The organism is Lapillicoccus jejuensis (assembly GCF_006715055.1).
In the GTDB taxonomy this organism is placed as follows: Bacteria; Actinomycetota; Actinomycetes; order Actinomycetales; family Dermatophilaceae; genus Lapillicoccus; species Lapillicoccus jejuensis.
In genome coordinates this window covers 4326101-4345610 of sequence record NZ_VFMN01000001.1, presented here as the reverse complement: position 1 = coordinate 4345610, position 19510 = coordinate 4326101, and the positions used below count along the sequence as shown (strand labels likewise).

The window sequence follows — 19510 nt, the reverse complement described above, 5'->3', positions numbered from 1 at the left end:
CATGGCACAGCACAGCTTCATGCTCAACGGGCAGAAGGTCACCGTCGACGTCGAGGACTCGGTGCGCCTGCTCTGGGTCCTGCGCGACGTCCTCGGCGTCACCGGCCCGAAGTACGGCTGCGGCATCAACGTCTGCAAGGCGTGCACGTCGCACATCAACGGCAAGGCGTTCAACCCCTGCTCGGTGCAGGTCAAGGACATCGCCCCGACCGACGAGATCACGACCATCGAGGGCCTCGCCGACACCGTCGACGCCCCGCTGCACCCGATGCAGCAGGCCTGGATCGAGCGGGACGTGGCGCAGTGCGGCTACTGCCAGCCCGGCCAGATCATGGCCGCCGTGGCGCTGGTCAACAAGGTGCACGCCGAGGGACGCGAGATCACCGACGCCGACCTCGACGGCATCCGCAACGTCTGCCGGTGCGGGACCTACAACCGGATCCGCGACGCCATCAAGGTCGGCGCCACCCGGATGTAGGGCGGCAGGTCAGGGGCGAGGTCCGCGGGCGGGGCCTAGGCTCGTCGGGTGCAGATCTCGCCGAGCATCCTGTCCGCGGACTTCGCCAACCTCGAGGCCGAGCTGCGCCGGATCGAGGACGCCGACTGGGCCCACGTCGACGTCATGGACAACCACTTCGTGCCCAACCTCACCCTCGGGCTGCCGGTGGTCGAGGCGCTGCTCGCGGTGACGCCCGTCCCGCTCGACTGCCACCTGATGATCGAGGACCCGGACCGCTGGGCCCCGGCCTACGCCGAGGCCGGCGCCGGGTCGGTCACCTTCCACGTCGAGGCCGCCCGCGACCCGCGCGCCCTGGCCCGTGCGCTGCGCGCCGCCGGCGCCCGGTCCGGGATGGCGCTCAAGCCCGGCACGGCGTGGGCGCCGTACGAGGACCTGCTGCCCGACCTCGACATGGTCCTCGTCATGACCGTCGAGCCCGGCTTCGGCGGGCAGTCGTTCATGGCCGACCAGCTGGCCAAGGTCACCGCGGTCCGCCAGTCGGTCCGCCGCCACGGCGGCGAGGTCTGGGTGCAGGTCGACGGCGGCGTCTCCGCCGAGACGATCGAGCGGTGCGCCGAGGCGGGGGCCGACGTGTTCGTCGCCGGGTCCGCGGTCTACGGCGCCGACGACGCCGGCGCCGCGGTCGGGCGGCTGCGTGAGCTCGCCACCCGGCACCGGCACGCCTGAGCGGTCACGCCGCGCCGGGCGCGGGTGGCCGGCCTCACGGCGGGACGGGGACGTCGAGCGGGCGCGGGTGTGGCATCCTGACGGGTGACGCGCTCCGGGGTCGGTGCAATTCCGAACCGGCGGTGACAGTCCGCGACCCGACCGCCGCCAGCGGCCGGTGGACCCGGTGGAACTCCGGGACCGACGGTGAGAGTCCGGATGGTAGGCGGCGCGTGGGGGCCCACCCGTGTGGGTCCTCCCGGCGAGCGTGCCGGCCCACGAGGAGACCGTCCGTACGGCGCCTCGCGAGCCCACCGTCCGCCCTCCCGGAGCCGACCCAGACCGGTCGAGCACGAGGGAGGTGAGCAGGGTGGTGGACGAGGACCAGCACGACCAGCAGCAGGACGAGCGGTACCTGCGCGAGGCCCTGGAGCTCGCCGCCCGAGGGCCCTTGCCCGACCCCAACCCGCGCGTCGGCTGCGTGCTGCTCGACGCGGCCGGGGCCGTCGTCGGCCGCGGCTTCCACGCCGGTGCCGGGACGGCGCACGCGGAGGTCGTCGCCCTCGCCGACGCCGCCGCGCGGGGCGCGGACGTCCGTGGCGGGACGGCGTACGTGAGCCTCGAGCCGTGCGCGCACACCGGGCGCACCGGTCCCTGCGCGCAGGCCCTGCTCGACGCCGGGGTGGCCCGCGTCGTGCACGCGCAGTCCGACCCCGACCCCGTCGCGGCCGGCGGTGCGGACCTGCTGCGGGCCGCGGGCGTGCCGGTGGACTCGGGGGTCCTCGCCGACGAGGCCGAGGCGCTCAACGCGGTGTGGACCCGGTCCGTGCGGCTCGGGCGCCCCGTCGTCACCTGGAAGGTCGCGGCCAGCCTCGACGGGCGCTCCGCGGCCGCCGACCGGACCAGCCGCTGGGTCACCGGGGCGGCCGCCCGCGCGGACGTGCACGACCTGCGCGCACGCTGCGACGCGGTCGTCGTCGGGACCGGGACGGCGCTGGCCGACGACCCGTCCCTGACCACCCGGTGGCCGGACGGGTCGCTGCGCGACCGTCAGCCGCTGCGGGTGGTCGTCGGCGACCGGGACCTGCCGTCGCGCGCCGCCGTGCTCGACGCGGCGGCCCCGACCCTCGTGGTCCGCGGCCACGACCCGGCCGCGGTGCTCGAGACGTTGCACGGCAAGGGGATCCGCCACGTCCTGCTCGAGGGCGGTCCGACGCTGGCCGCCGCGTTCCTCGCCGCCGGGCTCGTCGACGAGGTCGTCGCCTACGTCGCCCCCGTCCTGCTCGGCGCCGGCCCGTCCGCCGTCGGCGACCTCGGAATCACCACCATCACGGACGCGTTGCGGCTCGAGCCGACGGACGTCACCGTCGTCGGCGTCGACGTCCGGGTCACCGCCCGCCCCCGCGCCACCACGCCGCAGAAGGAGATCGTCTGATGTTCACCGGCATCGTCGAGGAGCTGGGGGAGGTGCTCGCCCTCGAGCCCGGCCCCGACTCGGCCCGGCTGCGGGTCCGCGGCCCGCTCGTGGTCTCCGACGCCGCCCACGGCGCCTCGATCAGCGTCAACGGCGTCTGCCTCACCGTCACGGACCACGACGCGAAGTCGTTCGCCGTCGACGTGATGGCCGAGACGCTGCGGCGCTCCAGCCTCGGGGTGCTCGCGGCGGGCGACCGGGTCAACCTCGAGCGGGCGATGGCCGCCGACGGCCGCTTCGGGGGGCACGTCGTGCAGGGCCACGTCGACGGCGTCGGGCGCATCGAGCGGCGGCAGCCGGGAGACCGCTGGGAGGTCGTCGAGGTGTCGCTGCCCGCCGACCTCGCGCGGTACGTCGTCGAGAAGGGCTCGATCACCGTCGACGGCGTCTCGCTCACCGTGTCCGCCCTGCACGCGACGTCGTTCGAGGTCTCCCTCATCCCCACGACGCTCGGCCTCACCACCCTGGGGCACAAGGGCGTCGGCGACCTGGTCAACCTCGAGGTCGACGTCCTCGCCAAGTACGTCGAGCGGCTGCTCGCCGACCGTCCCACCACCAGCACGTCCGCCCCGGAGGTCCGCCCGTGAACGTCCTCGAACGCCTCTTCGACGCCCAGCTCGTCATCGCCGGCGCGCCGATCCTCTGGCGCGAGATCATCGGCAACCTCTTCGGCTTCGCCTCCGCGCTCGGCGGCATGCGCCGCCGGGTGTGGGCGTGGCCGATCGGGATCGTCGGCAACGCGCTGCTCTTCACCGTCTTCTTCGGGGTCGCGTTCAACAACCCCCAGCACGAGACGCTCTTCGGCCAGGCCGCCCGACAGGTCTTCTTCATCGTCACCAGCGTCTACGGCTGGTGGAGGTGGAACCAGGTGCGCCGGCTCAACCACCAGGGCGACGACGCGCCGGTCCTCACCCCGCGGTGGGCGACGGCCCGCGAGCGGGTCGGGTACGTCGTCTTCTGGGTCGTCGGGGTCGCCGTCTGCCAGCAGGTCTTCGCCGCCCTCGGGGCCGGGTTCCCCGCGCCCCGGTGGTACTTCGTCTGCGACGCGTGGATCTTCGTCGGCTCGATCGTCGCGACCTACGCGATGGCCCGCGGCTGGACCGACTTCTGGCTGGCCTGGATCGGGGTCGACCTCGTCGGGGTCCCGCTGCTGCTCCACTCCGGCTTCTACCCCTCGGCCGTGCTGTACGTCGTCTACGCCGCCTTCGTCCTGTGGGGCTTCACGGTCTGGTTGCGGGTCCAGCGCACCGAGGCGCCGACCCGCGAGCCCGAGCGGGCGGTGACGGCGTGAGCACCGGTGACACCGGGAGCAGCGGGTCCGTCGAGGTGGCCCTCGCCGCGCTGCGTGCCGGCCGGCCGGTCCTCGTGCTCGACGACGAGGACCGCGAGGCCGAGGGCGACGTCGTCCTCGCCGCGCAGAACCTGTCCCAGGAATGGGTCGGGTGGACGGTGCGGCACACCTCGGGCTACCTCTGCGCACCGATGACCGCCGAGCGCGCCGACCGACTCGGCCTGCCGCTCATGGTGACCGAGAGCACCGACCCGCTGCGGACGGCGTACACCGTCAGCGTCGACGCGGCGACCGGCGTGACCACCGGCATCAGCGCGCACGACCGTGCCCGTACGGCGCAGGTGCTCGCCGACCCCACCACCGGCCCCGACGACCTCGTCCGTCCCGGCCACCTCCTCCCGCTGCGCGCCCGCGACGGCGGGGTGCTGACCCGCCCCGGCCACACCGAGGCGACCGTCGACCTGTGCCGCCTCGCCGGGCTCGAGCCCGTCGGCGTCATCGGCGAGCTCGTCCACGACGACGGCTCGATGATGCGCCGCGACGCCGTGCTCGCCCTCGGGGCCGAGCACGACCTGCCCGTCCTCACCGTCGCCGAGCTCGTCGCCCACCGGCAGCGCCACGACCGGGTCGAGCGCCTCGCCGACACCCACGTCCCGACGGCGCACGGCGACTTCCGCGCCGTCGGCTACCGCGACCGCCTCACGGGCGACGAGCACGTCGCCCTCGTCAGCCCGCTCGGGCTCGCACCCGTCGACCCCGGCGGGAGCGGCGACGGTCGGGTCGTCGTCCGGATGCACTCGGAGTGCCTCACCGGCGACGCCTTCGGGTCGCTGCGCTGCGACTGCGGCCCGCAGCTGCAGCGGGCCCTGGCCCGGGTCGCCCGCGACGGCGGCGCCGTCGTCTACCTGCGCGGGCACGAGGGTCGTGGGGTCGGGCTCGTCGACAAGCTGCGCGCCTACGCCGAGCAGGACGCCGGCGCCGACACGGTCGACGCGCAGACCGTCCTCGGTCTGCCGGTCGACGCCCGCGACTACGCGCCCGGCGCCGCGATCCTCACCGATCTCGGGGTCGAGCGGGTCCGCCTGCTGACCAACAACCCCGACAAGGTCCGCGCCCTCACCGACCTCGGGCTCGACGTCGTCACCGAGCACCACGTGACGACGCCGACCCGCGACAACGAGACCTACCTCCGGACGAAGAGGGACCGCATGGGACACACGCTGCTCATCCAGGAGCGCGGGGCGTGAGCGGCGCCGGCGCGCCGCAGCTGGCCGTCGACGGCCGCGGCCTGCGGGTCGCCGTCGTCGCGGCGTCGTGGCACACGACGGTGATGGACGGGCTGCTCGACGGCGCCCGCCGGGGCCTCGCCGACGCCGGGGTGGCGGACGTGCACGTCGTGCGCGTCCCCGGCACCTTCGAGCTGTCGGTCGCCTGCGCGCGGCTCGCGCCGTCGTACGACGCCCTCGTCGCCCTGGGGGTCGTCGTCCGCGGCGGCACCCCGCACTTCGACTACGTCTGCCAGAGCGCGACGCTCGGCCTCACCGAGGTGTCGGTGCGCACCGGGGTGCCGGTCGGCTTCGGCGTGCTCACCTGCGACACCGACGAGCAGGCCCTGGACCGGGCGGGCCTGCCGGGTTCGAGCGAGGACAAGGGCCACGAGGCGGCCACCGCCGCCGTCGCGACCGCCGTCACCCTGCGCGACGTCGCCCGGCACTGACCGGCCCGCCCGCGGCGGCGACGAGCAGGGCTGCGGTGCGCTCGAGGTGCGCGCGCATGGCCGCCTCGGCGGCCGCGCCGTCCCCGGCGGCCACCGCCGTCGCGACCGGCGCGTGCTCGTCGGCGACCTCGCGCAGCGTGCGCCCGGTCGCCGTCGTCGGCGGCCCGAGCAGGACCGTCGTCGCCCGCAGCTGCTCCACGACCGCGGCGGCTCGCGCGTTGCCGGCCCCGCGCAGGACGGCGTCGTGCAGCGCCCGGTCCGCGCGCCAGAAGGCGGGCTCGTCACCGCGCCCGGCCGCCGCGTCCAGGGCGTCGTACGCCGCCGCCACCGCAGCCCGGGCCGTCGCGTCCCCGGCCTCGGCGACCCGGCGCGCCGCCGCGGGCTCCAGGGCCCGGCGGATCTCGAAGATCTCCTCGACGTCGTGGGGGGAGGGGCGCACGACCGTGAAGCCGCGGTTGCGCGCGATGGTGACCAGGCCGGCCTCGGCGAGGCGCAGCAGCGCCTCGCGGACGGGGCTGCGGGAGACGCCGAGCTCGTCGGCGAGCCGGTAGACCGAGTAGGTCTCCCCGGGGTCGAGGACCCCGCGGGAGACCCCGTCGCGCACGGCGCCGACGACCGCGTCGGCGAGCGAGGCGGCGTCGTCGGGGAGGACCAGTCCGAGGGCGCCGCCGGTGTCCGTCACGGGTAACATGTTACTCGTGACCGACCTGGCCCTCGACCTCACCGACCTGACGGCGACGCTGCGCGGGCACGGGCTCGAGGTGCACGACGACAGCGCCACCCGGGCGATGTACGCGACCGACGCCTCGCTCTACCGCGTCCCGCCGCGGGCGGTCGTCCGGCCCCGCGACGAGGCGGAGGTCGCGGCGGTGCTCGAGGTCGCGCGCGCGACGGGCGTCCCGGTCACCTCCCGCGGTGCCGGCACCTCGGTCGCCGGCAACGCCGTCGGACCGGGGATCGTCGTCGACTTCTCGCGCCACCTCGGCCGGGTGCTCGACCTCGACGCGGACGCGAGGACGGCGACCGTCCAGCCCGGCACCGTCCACGCCGTCCTCCAGCAGCGGGCGATGGCCGCGGGGCTGCGCTTCGGGCCCGACCCCTCGACCCACCCGCGCTGCACCATCGGCGGCATGGTCGGCAACAACGCCTGCGGCGCCCGGTCGCTCGCCTACGGCCGCACCGACGACAACGTCGTGGGCCTGCGGCTGCTCACCGCCGCCGGCGACGTCCTGCGGACCGGGTACGACGCCGCCGGCACCGCGTGGACGCGCGGGGCGGAGGCGACCGTCGCCGCGGCACGGGAGGCGATGACGCCGTACCTCGCCGTCGCCCGCACCGAGCTCGGGCGGTTCGGTCGTCAGGTCTCCGGCTACGCGGCGCACCACCTGCTCCCCGAGCGCTTCGACCTCACCAAGGCCCTCGTCGGGTCGGAGGGCACGCTCGGCGTCCTCACCGAGGTGACCGTCCGCCTCGTCACCGACCTGCCGCACCGGGCCGTCGTCGCGCTGGGCTTCGAGTCGATCGTCGCCGCCGGCGCGGCCGCCCCCGCCGTCGTCGCCCACGGCCCGAGCTCGTGCGAGGGGCTGGACCGCCGGCTCGTCGACGTCCTCGTCTCGCGGCGCGGTCCCGGCGCCGTCCCGCCGCTGCCCCGCGGGGAGGCGTGGCTGTTCGTCGAGCTGTCGGGGGAGGACCGCGCCGACGTCCTCGACCGCGCGTGGCGGCTGGCCGCCGACGACCTCGGCGTCGAGGCCCTCGTCGTCGAGGACGTGCCGACCCAGCTGCGGCTGTGGCGGATCCGCGAGGACGGCGCGGGGCTCGCCGGCCGGGCGCCGTCGGGCGAGCCGGCCTGGCCGGGCTGGGAGGACGCGGCCGTCCCGCCGGAGCGGCTGGGGGAGTACCTCGCCGACTTCGACGCCCTCACCGCGCAGCACGGTCTCACCTCGGCGCCGTACGGGCACTTCGGCGACGGGTGCCTGCACGTGCGGCTCGACTACCCGCTGGGGCGGCCCGACGGGCGGGCGGCGCTGCGCGCGTTCCTCACCGACGCCGCCGACCTCGTCGGCCGGTACGGCGGCTCGCTGTCCGGCGAGCACGGCGACGGCCGGGCCCGCAGCGAGCTGCTGCCGCGGATGTACTCGCCCGAGGCGATCGCGATGTTCGGCGCGGTCAAGCGCGCCTTCGACCCGACGCACCTGCTCAACCCCGGGGTGCTCGTCGACCCGGCGGCGGTCGACGCCGACCTGCGCCTCGACGGGGTGACACCGTTGCGCCGCAACGGATCCCGTGCGCTGGGCTTCGCCTACCCGCACGACGGCGGCGACCTCGCGCAGGCGCTCCACCGGTGCACCGGCGTCGGCAAGTGCCGCGCCGACAACTCCGCGGCGCACGGCGTGATGTGCCCGTCCTACCTCGCGACCCGCGAGGAGAAGGACTCCACGCGCGGGCGCGCCCGCGTGCTGCAGGACGTCGTCGCCGGGCACCTGCCGTGGTCCGACCCGGGGGTGCACGCCGCGCTCGACCTGTGCCTGTCGTGCAAGGGCTGCGCGTCCGACTGCCCGACCGGCATCGACATGGCGACGTACAAGTCCGAGGTGCTGCACCAGACCTACCGGCGCCGGCTGCGGCCGCGCTCGCACTACGCGCTGGGGTGGCTGCCGCGGTGGGCGCGGCTCGTCGGGCGCGTGCCCGGGCTGGCGAAGGTCGCCAACGGGGCCCTGCGCGCGCCGGGCCTGGGTCGTGCCGCGATCTCGGCGGCGGGTGTCGACCACCGGCGCTCCGTGCCGGCCTTCGCGGAGCGGCCCTTCCACGCGACCTGGCAGCCGGGCGGCGTCGGCGGCCGGCCGGTCGTCCTCTTCGCCGACAGCTTCTCCGACGCCTTCGACCCGCAGGTCGCCGAAGCCACCGTCCGCGTCCTCGAGGCCGCCGGGTGGGCGCCGCGTCCGGCGGCGTCGTCCGGCGAGGGGCTGTGCTGCGGCCTGACCTGGATCACCACCGGCCAGCTCGACGCCGGTCGCCGGATCCTCGGCCGCACGGTGCGCACGCTCGCGCAGGCCGTCCGCCAGGGGATGCCGGTCGTCGGGATCGAGCCGTCGTGCACGGCCGTGCTGCGCTCGGACGCCCTCGAGCTGTTCGCCGGCACCGAGCTCGAGGACGACGCCCGTCTCGTCGCGGGCGCGACCCGCACCCTCGCCGAGCTGCTCGCGCAGACCGACGGTTGGCAGGCGCCGGACCTGTCCGGCACGAGCGTCGTCGCGCAGCCGCACTGCCACCACCACGCCGTCCTCGGCTGGGCGGCGGACGAGGCGCTGCTGCGCCGCACCGGCGCCGCCGTACGGCGGCTGTCGGGCTGCTGCGGTCTCGCCGGCAACTTCGGCGTCGAGCAGGGCCACTACGAGGTGTCGGTCGCCGTCGCCGAGCAGCAGCTGCTGCCCGCGCTCGACGACGCGCCCGACGCCGTCGTCCTCGCCGACGGGTTCTCGTGCCGCACCCAGGTCGCCGACCTGCGCCGCCGTCCGGCGCTGCACCTGGCCCAGCTGCTGGACCCGGCCCGGGGCGCCTGAGCGCGCGCCGTAGGCTGGTCGACCGTGAAGTCCTTCGACGCGCTGTTCGCCGAGCTGAGCGACAAGGCCGTGACGCGGCCGGAGGGGTCGGGCACCGTGGCCGAGCTCGACGCCGGGGTGCACGCGATCGGCAAGAAGATCGTCGAGGAGGCCGCCGAGGTGTGGATGGCCGCCGAGCACGAGGGCGCCGAGCGGACCGCCGAGGAGGTCAGCCAGCTGCTCTACCACCTGCAGGTGCTGATGATCGCGAGCGGTCTGACCCTCGACGACGTCTACGCCCACCTCTGAGCCCCGCCTCCGAGCCCCACGAGCAGGAGCCCCCATGAGCACCAGCCTGACCGGCGCCCCCCTGCGGATCGCCGTCCCCAACAAGGGCTCGCTGTCCGAGTCGGCCGTCGAGATGCTGCGCGAGGCCGGGTACCGCACCCGCCGCGACAGCAAGGAGCTCGTCGTCACCGACAGCGACAACGACGTCGAGTTCTTCTACCTGCGCCCGCGCGACATCGCGGTCTACGTCGGCACCGGCACGGTCGACGCCGGCATCACCGGCCGCGACCTGCTGCTGGACTCCGGGAGCCCGGCCGTCGAGGTCATGCCGCTCGGTTTCGGCGCCTCGACCTTCCGGTACGCCGCCCGCGCCGGCGCGGCCACGTCGGTCGCCGACATCGCCGGGCAGCGGGTCGCGACGAGCTACCCCGGTCTCGTGCGCGCGGACCTCGAGAAGGCCGGCGTCGCCGCCGACGTCGTCCGGCTCGACGGGGCCGTCGAGACCGCCATCACCCTCGGGGTCGCCGACGTCATCGCCGACGTCGTCGAGACCGGCGCGACCCTGCGCAGCCAGGGGCTCGAGGTCTTCGGTGACCCCATCCTGCGCAGCGAGGCCGTCCTCATCGGCCGCGCCGGACGGTCGGGCGAGGAGGACGGGGCGGGCGCGACACCCGGCTTCGGCGTCCTGCACCGGCGGCTCACCGGCGTCATCACCGCGCGCTCCTACGTCATGGTCGACTACGACTGCCCGGCCGAGCTCGTCGAGAAGGCGTGTGCGGTCACGCCCGGGCTCGAGTCGCCGACGGTCTCGCCACTCGCCGACCCGTCGTGGAGCGCGGTCCGCGCGATGGTCCCGCGCCGCGGCGTCAACCGGGTCATGGACGAGCTCTACGAGCTGGGCGCGCGCGCCATCCTCGTCACCGACATCGCCGCCTGCCGGATCTGAGCCGGCCGTGAGCGACAGCGCGACGCCGAGACCGGACCAGGACCCCTTCCGGCCCTTCCGGTCCCGGCGCGGGCGGGTCGTCGCGACGACGCTCGCCGTCGTCTCGCTCGTGATCTTCGGCGGCCTCGCGGTCTTCCTGCCCGGGAGCACCCCGACCGACTCGACGCTCATCGTCGTCCTCGGGGTGGCCATCGCCTTCGCCTGCTACCGCTACGCCACCATCTCGGCCGTCCCCGACCGCGGTGGGCTCGTCGTGCGCAACCTCGTCACCACCCGGCGCCTGGAGTGGGCGCAGGTGCTGCGGGTGCAGTTCGACGACGGTGCCCCGTGGGTGACCCTCGAGCTCGACGACACCGAGCAGGTCGCCGTCATGGCGGTCCAGCGCGCCGACGGGCCCTCGTCGCGCGACGAGGCCGGCCGGCTCGCCGCCCTCGTCCAGGCGCTCGGCGAGGCCCGCGCGTAGCGTCGCTCCGTGCGGTACGGACTGGAGCTGCCCTGCGGCGGGGACCACCTCACGGTCGACCTGCTCCTCGACCTCGCGGTCGCGGCGGAGCGGTCGGGGTGGGACGGGGTCTTCCTCGAGGACTACCTCGTCTACTACCGGGGTGACGACCCGCCCACCTTCGACCCGTGGGTGGTCCTCGCCGCGGCAGCCGGCCGAACCACCCGGGTGGTGCTGGGGACGACCGTCTCCGGCCTGCTCGCGCGGGACCCGGTCAAGCTGGCGCGCGAGGCCGTCACCCTCGACGCGCTGGCCCCCGGTCGGGTCGTCCTCGGGGTCGGGGTGGGCGACCCGGCCGACCGGGGGACCCAGGTCGGTGTCCAGGACACCAGGCGCGCCAGAGGTAGGGAGATGGACCGACGCCTCGACCTGCTGCTGGCCCTCCTGCACGGACAGCCCGTGGACGGGCCGACCGACGGCCCGGTGGTGTTCCGTCCCACGGCGCACCGCGTCCGGGTGTGGGTCGGCGGCAGCGCCGAGGCGAAGGCGGTCGCCCGACGGGGCGCGCGCGCGGACGGGGTGGTGCCGTACAAGGTCACCGACACCCGCGCGTGGAGCGACTTCACGAGCACGGAGACGGCACAGCTCGTCGCGGCCGTCGCCGAGCACCGCGGGTCGTCGGACGGCCTCGACGTCGCGGTCGGCGGCCGCCGTCGGCTGACCTCCCTCACCGCCGAGCGGGCGGCGGTCGAGGCGGCGCGGGACGGCGGGGCCACGTGGTGGCTCGAGTTCCTGCCGCCCGCGACCCCCTCGCAGATGCTCGACACGGTCCGGGCGGGGCCGGTGCGCGCGGCCTAGCCCTCCTCGATCGTCGTGACGACGCTCGTCACCGACGGGGTGCGCGGGGTCGAGGAGAAGCCGAACCGGCACGGCGGGTCCACGGGAGCGAGCGCGCCGAGGTCCTGCCCGTCGAAGCGCCCGTAGGCCGAGCGCACCCGGTGCAGGTCGGTGGCGCCGTACCACTCGCGGCGGCCGGGGCGGGCGACGCCGCGGGTGCGCACCCCGCGCAGGACCACCCGCGCGACCGGGTCGACGACCTCGGCCCACCGCGGGCTCGTCGCGAGCGCCTCCGGGACGAGGCGCAGCAGCACGCCCAGGGCGGCCCGACCGCCGACGTCGAACGTCAGCTCGAGCGACGGGCTCGTCACCCGCCACCGCTCCCCGTCCGGTCCCGGGCCGGTGTCGACCTCGACCGGCTCGCGGCGCACCTCGTCGAAGACGTACGTCGCCTCGACCACCCCGACCACGGCGTCCGAGGGGGCCAGCAGCACCCGGTGACCGGCGGCCGACTCGAGCATGACGTCGCTGAACGGCCCGAGCGGCGTGCGCCGCCAGTGGCCGACGACGAGGCGGGTGCCGCTGGTCGTCCCCACCCCCGCGATCCGTCCGTGGAAGCGGCTTCTCACGACACGGCTGCTCACGACACGGTCCTCGTCACCCCGGTGGCGTCCACGGCGCGACGGACGACCTGCGCCATCTCGCCGTACCCGAGGTCGTTGGGGTGGAAGAAGTCCGGCGCCAGCCGGCCGCGCCAGGAGTGCGGGCCCTCGCTGCGCAGGTCGGCGAGGACGACGTCGCCGGTGGCGGCGCGCTCGCGCAGCATCGCGTCGACGACCGCGACCTCGCGCCGCGGGTTGGGCAGGGTCGCGACGACCGCGCCCCGGGGCAGCCGCGGGAGCAGCGCCTCGAACCGGGCGACGAGCCCCTCGCGGTACTCGCGCCGGACGAGGTCGTTCGAGCCGACCATCACGGTGACGAGGGCGACGTCCTGCTCGGCCCTCAGGCCGTCGAGGGCGGGCAGCTGCCGGTCGAGGACGTCCTGCACACGCGCCCCCGTCACGGCGAGGTTGACCAGCCGGTGGGGCCACCCGTCGCGGGACAGCTCGGCGCTCAGCTGCCCGGCCCAGCCGCGATCGGGGGCGCTCGCGCCGATGCCCTGGGTCATCGAGTCCCCGATCGCCACCCACAGCGGCCCGTCGCCCGAGGCCGCGCGCGCGTTGTGCTCGCGCCACCACGCGGCGTACGGCGCCACCTGGTCCTGCACGGCGCGCACGCCCGGGAGCACCGCCGAGGCGGCGCGCAGGAACGGGCCGGACGGGCGGTGGCTGAGGTTGTCGTAGGCGAAGGCCACCCCACGATCCTCGCCGATGTCAGCGCGGCACGCGGTGGGCGCCCGTGGTGTCGACCACCACGTCGGCCCGCGAGCGGGTGCCGTCGCCGGCGAACAGGGCCGCCTCCTGACGCGCCCAGCGCTCCCAGTGCGGGCGGTACGCCTCGCCGTCGCGGGCGATCCCGCGCTCGAAGCGGACGGCCCGGGGGGCCTCGACCCAGACCCGCAGCGCGGCGAACGCGCCCGCCGCCCCGACGCTCGACCCGACGCCCTCGAGGACCAGCCGCGGCACCCACCGCACGTCGCGCCGCCGGGTCGCCCACCGGTCGTGGACCCAGTCCCACCGCCGGTAGGCCGCGTCCTCGCCCCGGGCGAGCGGCTCGAGCAGTCCCTCCACGACGAGCGGGACGGCGTCCGCCAGCCCGTCCCAGCCCGGGTAGACGTCGTCCATGTGCACCACCCGCGCGCCGAGACGCCGGCCGACCGCCCGCGCCAGCCTCGTCTTGCCGGCTCCGCTCGGGCCGTCGACGGCGACGACGAGGACGTCCCCGCACCGCGGCGTCGCCCGCCCTGCGAGGCCGACCACGACGTCGACGGCGCGGTCGTCGGTGGGGGTGGACGTCATGGGGGCGAGGGTAGAGGGCCGCCGTAGGCTGGCCGCCGTGAGCGTCGCCATCCGGGTCATCCCCTGCCTCGACGTCGACGCCGGTCGGGTCGTCAAGGGCGTCAACTTCGAGAACCTGCGCGACGCGGGCGACCCCGTCGAGCTCGCCCGGCTCTACGGGGAGCAGGGGGCCGACGAGCTGACCTTCCTCGACGTCACCGCGAGCAGCGGCGACCGCGCGACGACGTACGACGTCGTCACCCGCACCGCCGAGCAGGTCTTCATCCCGCTCACCGTCGGCGGGGGAGTGCGGACCGTCGACGACGTCGACCGGCTCCTAAGGGTCGGCGCCGACAAGGTCGGCGTCAACACCGCCGCCATCGCCCGGCCCGAGCTCATCGCCGAGGTCGCCGACCGGTTCGGGGCCCAGGTCCTCGTCCTGTCCGCGGACGTGCGCCGCCGCCGCGGCGACGACGGGCGCCCCACCGACGACTTCGTCATGACGACGCACGGCGGCCGCACCCCGGTCGACCTCGACGCCGTGGAGTGGTGCGCCCGGGCCGCCGAGCTGGGCGCGGGCGAGATCCTGCTCAACTCGATGGACGCCGACGGGACCCGCGACGGCTTCGACCTGCCGCTCATCGAGCGGGTCCGCGCCGCGGTGTCCGTGCCCGTCGTCGCCTCCGGCGGTGCGGGGGCGCTCGAGCACTTCGCGCCGGCCGTGCGCGCCGGCGCCGACGCCGTGCTCGCCGCCAGCGTCTTCCACTTCGGCGAGCTGACGATCGGCGACGTCAAGGGCGCGCTGCGCGCCGACGGCCTCGAGGTCCGCTGAGAGGTCGCCCGGGGCTCAGCCGCCCAACGACGCCGTGTCGAGCGCGCCGACCGCGTCGTCCGGGCCCTCGGTCTCGACCGAGGCGACCCGCTGACGTCCCGAGACGTAGAGGGTCAGCTCGCCCGGTGTCCCGGTGACGACGACGGTGCCGGGGCCCGTCGGTCCCTTGGCCGCGAGCCGGCCGTGGCCGGGGGAGACGAGGACGACGCCGGTCGGGGCCTTGCGCAGGAACAGCGTGGCCATCGTCCCGAGCTGGCCCCACAGCGCCCCCTCGAGCGGGGCACCGAGCTCGCGGCGCTCGAATCCCGGCACGGCGCGCAGGACGTCCTCGTGGTGCAGGAACATCTCGCCGAGGTTCATCCGCTCGTCGACCGCGGCCAGCTGCGTCGGGAACCACCCGGGCGGGCCGCTGCGGACGCGCCGTACGAGCGCCGTCCAGTCCCCGTCGGCGGTCTCGCGCATCGCCCGGTCGAGGCGGCCGGACAGCGCGGGGACGAACATCCCCAGCACGAGGTCGGGTCGGCTGTCGCGCAGGACGATGTGGGCGGCGAGGTCGCGAGTGCGCCATGGGTCGTCGAGGGTGGGCGCGTCCGGTCCGGAGGCGACGAGGGTGTTGGCGAACAGGTGGCGCTCGGCGCGGGCGTAGCGGGTCATCGGGTCCTCACCTCGTCATCCTGTCAAAGGGCCTCCGTCGTCGCCTTCGTCGTTCCCTAGGGTGGGCCGGTGCCCGAGCAGCGCCCTCACCCGACCCCCGTGACCCTCGTCGCCCCCACCACCCGCCGTCACGCCGAGTGGCTGGAGATGGTGCGCGAGTTCGCCGCCGACGGGGAGGAGCACGTCGACGGCGGCGCCTTCTTCGGGCTGAGCGTCGAGGACCTCGCCGTCCCCGAGGCCTTCGACGCGTGGGTCCGCGGCGCCCTCGCCCACGAGCGCGGCGAGGACGTCCCGCCCGCCTGGGTGGCGTCGACGCTGCGCTGGGTCGAGCAGGACGGCCGGCTCGTCGGCACCATCCACCTGCGCCACGAGCTCAACGACATCCTGCGCGAGCAGGGCGGTCACATCGGGTACGGCGTGCGCCCCTCCGCCCGCCGTCGCGGCGTCGCCACCGCCGCGCTCGCCGCGATGCGCCGGCTCGCCGCCGAGCGCGGGATGGGCCGGCTGCTGGTCACCTGCGACGACGACAACGCCGGCTCCATCGGCACCATCGAGGCCAACGGTGGCGTGCTCGAGGACGTCCGCGGCGGGCTGCGCCGCTACTGGGTGCCGGTAGTGGACCCCGCGAGGTAATCCTGACCGCGGGCTGTCGGTGCGCCGTGAGAAGGTGACGGTCGTGTCCTCGCTCGTCCCGCACCCCACCGCCAGCTCGCTGCGCAAGGGGGTGAGCGTCCTGCGCCGGGGCATCCGGGACCAGCGCGGCTGGTTCACCGTCTCGGTGGTCGGCAGCGCGGTGTACGGCGTCATGACCGGCGCCACCGCCTGGGTCATCGGCCGCGTCGTCGAGGACCCGATCACCCCGGCCGTCCAGTCCCGGTCCGTGACGGCCGGCCAGCTGTGGCACGTCGCGGGGGCCGTCGTCGCCGTCGTCCTGCTCAACGTCGCCGGCGTCATCGTGCGGCGCGTCGCCGCCGGGGTCGCCTTCTTTAACCTCGGCGCGATCTACCGCCGCAAGGTCACCCGGCAGTACCTGCGGCTCCCGCTCTCGTGGCACCACCGCCACCCCTCGGGCCAGCTGCTGTCCAACGCGAACGCCGACGTCGAGTCGACGTGGAACGTCTTCAACCCGCTGCCGATGGCCATCGGCGTCGTCGTCATGCTCGTCTTCGCCGCCGTCCAGATGCTCGTCGTCGACGTCTGGCTCGCCGTCGTCGGGCTGACCGTCTTCCCGGTGCTGCTGCTGGCCAACCTCGCCTTCCAGCGGCGCATGTCGCCGCGCGCCACCCGCGCCCAGCAGCTGCGCGCGGAGGTCTCCGAGGTCGCCCACGAGAGCTTCGAGGCGGCCCTCGTCGTCAAGAGCCTCGGCCGCGAGGACCAGGAGGCCGAGCGCTTCCGGCGGGTCACCCACGAGCTGCGCGACGCCAACATCCTCGTGGGGCGCACCCGCGGCACCTTCGACCCGGCCATCGAGGCCATCCCGCAGCTCGGCACGCTCGCCGTCATCCTCGTGGGGGTGTGGCGCGTCCAGACCGGGCACCTCACCGCCGCCGAGGTCGTCCAGATCGCCTACCTCTTCTCGCTGCTCGCCTTCCCGGTCCGCGCGCTCGGCTGGGTCCTCGCCGAGATCCCGCGATCGGTCGTCGGCTGGGAGCGGGTCGACGCGGTCCTCCAGGCGCGCGGCGAGATGACGTACGGCGCCGCCGCGCTGCCGGCGACCAGTGCCGCCCACCTGTCCGTCCGCGACGTCAGCTATGCGTACGACGAGTCGGCGCAGGACGGTGGGGAGCGGCAGCGCGAGCGCTTCCTCGCCGTCGACCGGGTCACGCTCGACCTGCCGCCCGGCGGCACCGTCGCGGTCGTCGGCCCCACCGGCTCGGGCAAGTCGACGCTGACCACGCTGCTGCTGCGGCTCGTCGACCCCGACACCGGCGAGGTCCTCGTCGACGACGTCGACCTGCGCACGGTGCGCCGTGGCGGCCTCGCCGAGGCGGCGGCGCTGGTGTCGCAGGAGACCTTCGTCTTCGACGACACCGTCCGCGGCAACATCACCCTCGGCGCCGACCGCACCGACGAGGAGGTCTGGGCGGCGCTGCGGGTCGCGCAGGGCGAGGAGTTCGTCCGGGCCCTGCCGGGGGGCCTCGACACCCGGGTGGGGGAGCGCGGCACGAGCTTCTCCGGGGGCCAGCGCCAGCGGATCGCGCTCGCCCGGGCCGTCGTCCGCCGCCCGCGGCTGCTCGTCCTCGACGACGCGACCTCGGCGGTCGACCCCAGCGTCGAGCAGGCCATCCTCGCCGCGCTGCGTGACTCGGCCGCCGGCACGACCGTCCTCGTCGTCGCCTACCGGATGGCGACCATCACCCTCGCCGACGAGGTCGTCTACCTCGAGGAGGGGCGCGTCGTCGACCACGGCACCCACGCCCAGCTGCGCGAGCGGTGCCCCGGCTACGAACGGCTCGTCACGGCGTACGCGCGCGAGGCCGCGGAGCGCGCCGCGGTCGCGGCCGACGAGGAGAAGGTGCAGGCATGAGCACGACCGTGCAGAGCCCGGTGTCGCCGGACCGCCCGGGGGCGCGCACCATCGAGCGCGGCCACGAGCTCGGGACGATGGCCACCCTGCGCCGGGGGATCGAGCTCTCGCCGGAGCTGCGGCGCGGCTTCGGGATCACCCTCGGCCTCGCGCTGCTGTCGACCCTGGGGCGCGTCCTCATCCCCTTCGTCGTCCAGCGCTCGACGGACGAGGGCATCCTCGGGGCCGGCGGCCCGGACACCGGCATCGTCCTGCGCTGGGTGCTCGTCGCGGTCGTGGGCGTCGCGGTGACCGCCGTGAGCAGCTACTTCGTCAACGTCCGGCTCTTCACCGCGTCGGAGAACGGGTTGGCGTCCCTGCGCATCCGGGCGTTCCGGCACATCCACGACCTGTCGATGCTCACGCAGAACACCGAGCGGCGAGGGTCGCTGGTGTCCCGCGTCACCTCCGACGTCGACACCATCTCGAACTTCGTCCAGTTCGGCGGGCTCATGCTCATGGTCAACGTCGCGCAGCTGACGCTGGCCACGGTGCTCATGCTCTTCTACAGCCCGCTGCTCACGGCCGTCGTATGGGCCTGCTACATCCCGCTGTTCGTCATCATCCGCGTCTTCCAGGGCGTCGTCGGCCGCGCGTACACCGCCGTGCGCGAGCGGGTAGGCGACATGCTCGGCGCGATCTCGGAGGCCATCGTCGGCGCCTCGACGATCCGCGCCTACGCCGTGGAGGACCGCACCGCGGAGCGCATCGACCGGGCGATCGACGCCCACCGCCGTACGGCGATCGGGGCGCAGGCCCGTGCCGTCATCGCCTTCAGCTCGGGCCAGCTCGTGTCCGGGCTGACGACGGCCGTCGTCCTCGTCGTGGGGACCCTGCTCGCCGTGGACGGCCGGCTCAGCCTCGGCGAGCTGCTGGCGTTCCTCTTCCTGGTCAACCTCTTCACCTCGCCGGTGCAGCAGGCGACCGAGATCCTCAACGAGATGCAGAACGCCGTCGCCGGGTGGCGACGCGTCATCGGCATCATCGACACGCACGCCGACGTGTCCGACCCGGGGGACGCCGGGGCGGACCTGCTGCGCGGGCCGATCACCGCCGAGTTCGACGGCGTCTCGTTCGCCTACCCCGGCGGGGACCTCGTGCTGCACGACGTCACCCTGCGGATCGAGCCGCGCACCCGGGTGGCCATCGTCGGCGAGACCGGCTCGGGCAAGTCCACCTTCGCCAAGCTGCTCACCCGGCTCATGGACCCGACGGCGGGCCGGGTGCTCGTCGACGGCGTCGACCTGCGGCAGGTGCGGTTCTCCTCGCTGCGGCAGCGGGTCGTCCTGGTCCCGCAGGAGGGTTTCCTCTTCGACGCGTCGCTGCTGGAGAACATCGTCTTCGGCACCCCGGGTGCGTCCCGCGACGACGTCCTGCTGACCATCACGGAGCTGGGGCTCGACGGCTGGCTCGAGTCGCTGCCCGAGGGCCTCGACACCCAGGTGGGCCAGCGGGGCGAGTCGCTGTCGGCGGGGGAGCGACAGCTCGTCGCGCTCGCACGGGCCTACCTCGCCGACCCCGACCTGCTCGTGCTCGACGAGGCCACCTCGGCGGTCGACCCCAGCACCGAGGTGCGGATCCAGCGGGCGCTGGACAGCCTCACCCGGGGCCGCACCTCCATCGCCATCGCCCACCGGCTGTCGACCGCGCAGGCCGCCGACGAGGTGATCGTCGTCGACAAGGGGCGGGTCGTCGAGCGCGGACCGCACACCGAGCTCGTCGGGCTCGGTGGTGTGTACACGGGCCTACACGCGAGCTGGGTGGCGCAGCAGCAGGGGTGAGGGAAGCGTGCGCCGCCGTGGTGCGTTGACCCGGGTGCCAT

The 19510-nt window shown here is 75.3% G+C and carries 21 protein-coding genes and 1 riboswitch; of the genes, 16 read left to right on the top strand and 5 right to left on the bottom strand.

Annotated elements, in window-relative coordinates:
* The first annotated feature begins 1 nt into the window (after position 1).
* From FB458_RS20170 to ribH, 7 genes are all read left to right on the top strand, one after another.
* Complete coding sequence (locus FB458_RS20170; RefSeq protein WP_141850064.1) at positions 2-478, top strand: (2Fe-2S)-binding protein; 477 nt, start codon at positions 2-4, stop codon at positions 476-478.
* A 48-nt stretch (positions 479-526) separates the two neighbouring features.
* The gene (rpe, locus tag FB458_RS20165; RefSeq protein WP_141850063.1) at positions 527-1186 is read left to right on the top strand and encodes a ribulose-phosphate 3-epimerase; all 660 of its coding nucleotides are present in this window, start codon (positions 527-529) and stop codon (positions 1184-1186) included.
* A gap of 85 nt (positions 1187-1271) precedes the next feature.
* A riboswitch (FMN riboswitch) is annotated at positions 1272-1400 on the top strand.
* Positions 1401-1535: 135 nt separating this feature from the next.
* Positions 1536-2600 (top strand): bifunctional diaminohydroxyphosphoribosylaminopyrimidine deaminase/5-amino-6-(5-phosphoribosylamino)uracil reductase RibD, encoded by a 1065-nt coding sequence (ribD, locus tag FB458_RS20160; protein ID WP_211356235.1) that lies wholly within the window; start codon positions 1536-1538, stop codon positions 2598-2600.
* Positions 2600-3226 (top strand): riboflavin synthase, encoded by a 627-nt coding sequence (locus FB458_RS20155; protein ID WP_141850062.1) that lies wholly within the window; start codon positions 2600-2602, stop codon positions 3224-3226. The genes ribD and FB458_RS20155 overlap by 1 nt, the downstream gene beginning before the upstream one ends.
* Positions 3223-3930 (top strand): nicotinamide riboside transporter PnuC, encoded by a 708-nt coding sequence (gene pnuC / locus FB458_RS20150; RefSeq protein ID WP_141850061.1) that lies wholly within the window; start codon positions 3223-3225, stop codon positions 3928-3930. The genes FB458_RS20155 and pnuC overlap by 4 nt, the downstream gene beginning before the upstream one ends.
* Positions 3927-5177: a 3,4-dihydroxy-2-butanone-4-phosphate synthase gene (ribB, locus tag FB458_RS20145; RefSeq protein ID WP_141850060.1), complete on the top strand. Its 1251-nt coding sequence runs from the start codon at positions 3927-3929 to the stop codon at positions 5175-5177. The genes pnuC and ribB overlap by 4 nt, the downstream gene beginning before the upstream one ends.
* Positions 5174-5647 carry a 6,7-dimethyl-8-ribityllumazine synthase gene (ribH, locus tag FB458_RS20140; protein ID WP_141850059.1) on the top strand — a complete coding sequence of 158 codons (474 nt, stop codon included), beginning with the start codon at positions 5174-5176 and terminating at the stop codon, positions 5645-5647. The genes ribB and ribH overlap by 4 nt, the downstream gene beginning before the upstream one ends.
* Here ribH and FB458_RS20135 read toward each other — a convergent pair.
* Entirely contained in the window at positions 5619-6329 is a 711-nt protein-coding gene (locus FB458_RS20135; RefSeq protein WP_211356112.1) for a GntR family transcriptional regulator, read from the bottom strand. The two genes, ribH and FB458_RS20135, sit on opposite strands and share 29 nt — an antisense overlap.
* A 7-nt stretch (positions 6330-6336) precedes the next feature.
* Between FB458_RS20135 and FB458_RS20130 the strand changes: the two genes are divergently transcribed.
* From FB458_RS20130 to FB458_RS20110, 5 genes are read left to right on the top strand one after another with little or no spacing between them, the layout of a single operon-like run.
* The gene (locus FB458_RS20130) at positions 6337-9207 is read left to right on the top strand and encodes an FAD-binding and (Fe-S)-binding domain-containing protein (protein WP_141850057.1); all 2871 of its coding nucleotides are present in this window, start codon (positions 6337-6339) and stop codon (positions 9205-9207) included.
* A 24-nt stretch (positions 9208-9231) separates the two neighbouring features.
* Positions 9232-9495, top strand: coding sequence for a phosphoribosyl-ATP diphosphatase (locus FB458_RS20125; RefSeq protein WP_141850056.1), 264 nt, complete (start codon positions 9232-9234; stop codon positions 9493-9495).
* Between the two features lie 34 nt (positions 9496-9529).
* On the top strand, positions 9530-10420 hold the full coding sequence (hisG, locus tag FB458_RS20120; protein ID WP_141850055.1) for an ATP phosphoribosyltransferase: 891 nt from the start codon (positions 9530-9532) through the stop codon (positions 10418-10420).
* 7 nt (positions 10421-10427) lie between these two features.
* Positions 10428-10883, top strand: coding sequence for a PH domain-containing protein (locus tag FB458_RS20115; RefSeq protein ID WP_141850054.1), 456 nt, complete (start codon positions 10428-10430; stop codon positions 10881-10883).
* Between the two features lie 9 nt (positions 10884-10892).
* Positions 10893-11720 (top strand): LLM class flavin-dependent oxidoreductase, encoded by an 828-nt coding sequence (locus tag FB458_RS20110; protein ID WP_141850053.1) that lies wholly within the window; start codon positions 10893-10895, stop codon positions 11718-11720.
* Here the strand turns inward: FB458_RS20110 and FB458_RS20105 are convergent.
* From FB458_RS20105 to FB458_RS20095, 3 genes are read right to left on the bottom strand one after another with little or no spacing between them, the layout of a single operon-like run.
* A complete protein-coding gene (locus tag FB458_RS20105; RefSeq protein WP_141850052.1) occupies positions 11717-12343 on the bottom strand; it encodes a hypothetical protein in 627 nt (208 codons plus the stop codon). The two genes, FB458_RS20110 and FB458_RS20105, sit on opposite strands and share 4 nt — an antisense overlap.
* A complete protein-coding gene (locus tag FB458_RS20100; protein WP_141850051.1) occupies positions 12340-13053 on the bottom strand; it encodes an SGNH/GDSL hydrolase family protein in 714 nt (237 codons plus the stop codon). The genes FB458_RS20105 and FB458_RS20100 overlap by 4 nt, the downstream gene beginning before the upstream one ends.
* A 19-nt stretch (positions 13054-13072) precedes the next feature.
* Positions 13073-13657, bottom strand: coding sequence for a nucleoside/nucleotide kinase family protein (locus FB458_RS20095; RefSeq protein ID WP_141850050.1), 585 nt, complete (start codon positions 13655-13657; stop codon positions 13073-13075).
* 37 nt (positions 13658-13694) lie between these two features.
* Here FB458_RS20095 and hisF point away from each other — a divergent pair, with 37 nt between their 5' ends.
* On the top strand, positions 13695-14468 hold the full coding sequence (gene hisF, locus FB458_RS20090) for an imidazole glycerol phosphate synthase subunit HisF (RefSeq protein ID WP_141850049.1): 774 nt from the start codon (positions 13695-13697) through the stop codon (positions 14466-14468).
* Between the two features lie 15 nt (positions 14469-14483).
* Here the strand turns inward: hisF and FB458_RS20085 are convergent, their stop codons facing one another.
* Positions 14484-15122, bottom strand: coding sequence for a TIGR03085 family metal-binding protein (locus FB458_RS20085; RefSeq protein ID WP_141850048.1), 639 nt, complete (start codon positions 15120-15122; stop codon positions 14484-14486).
* Between the two features lie 69 nt (positions 15123-15191).
* Between FB458_RS20085 and FB458_RS20080 the strand changes: the two genes are divergently transcribed.
* From FB458_RS20080 to FB458_RS20070, 3 genes are read left to right on the top strand one after another with little or no spacing between them, the layout of a single operon-like run.
* On the top strand, positions 15192-15755 hold the full coding sequence (locus tag FB458_RS20080; RefSeq protein WP_246061415.1) for a GNAT family N-acetyltransferase: 564 nt from the start codon (positions 15192-15194) through the stop codon (positions 15753-15755).
* Between the two features lie 43 nt (positions 15756-15798).
* Positions 15799-17649 (top strand): ABC transporter ATP-binding protein, encoded by a 1851-nt coding sequence (locus FB458_RS20075; protein ID WP_141850047.1) that lies wholly within the window; start codon positions 15799-15801, stop codon positions 17647-17649.
* A complete protein-coding gene (locus FB458_RS20070; RefSeq protein ID WP_141850046.1) occupies positions 17646-19469 on the top strand; it encodes an ABC transporter ATP-binding protein in 1824 nt (607 codons plus the stop codon). The genes FB458_RS20075 and FB458_RS20070 overlap by 4 nt, the downstream gene beginning before the upstream one ends.
* Positions 19470-19510 lie beyond the last annotated feature (41 nt).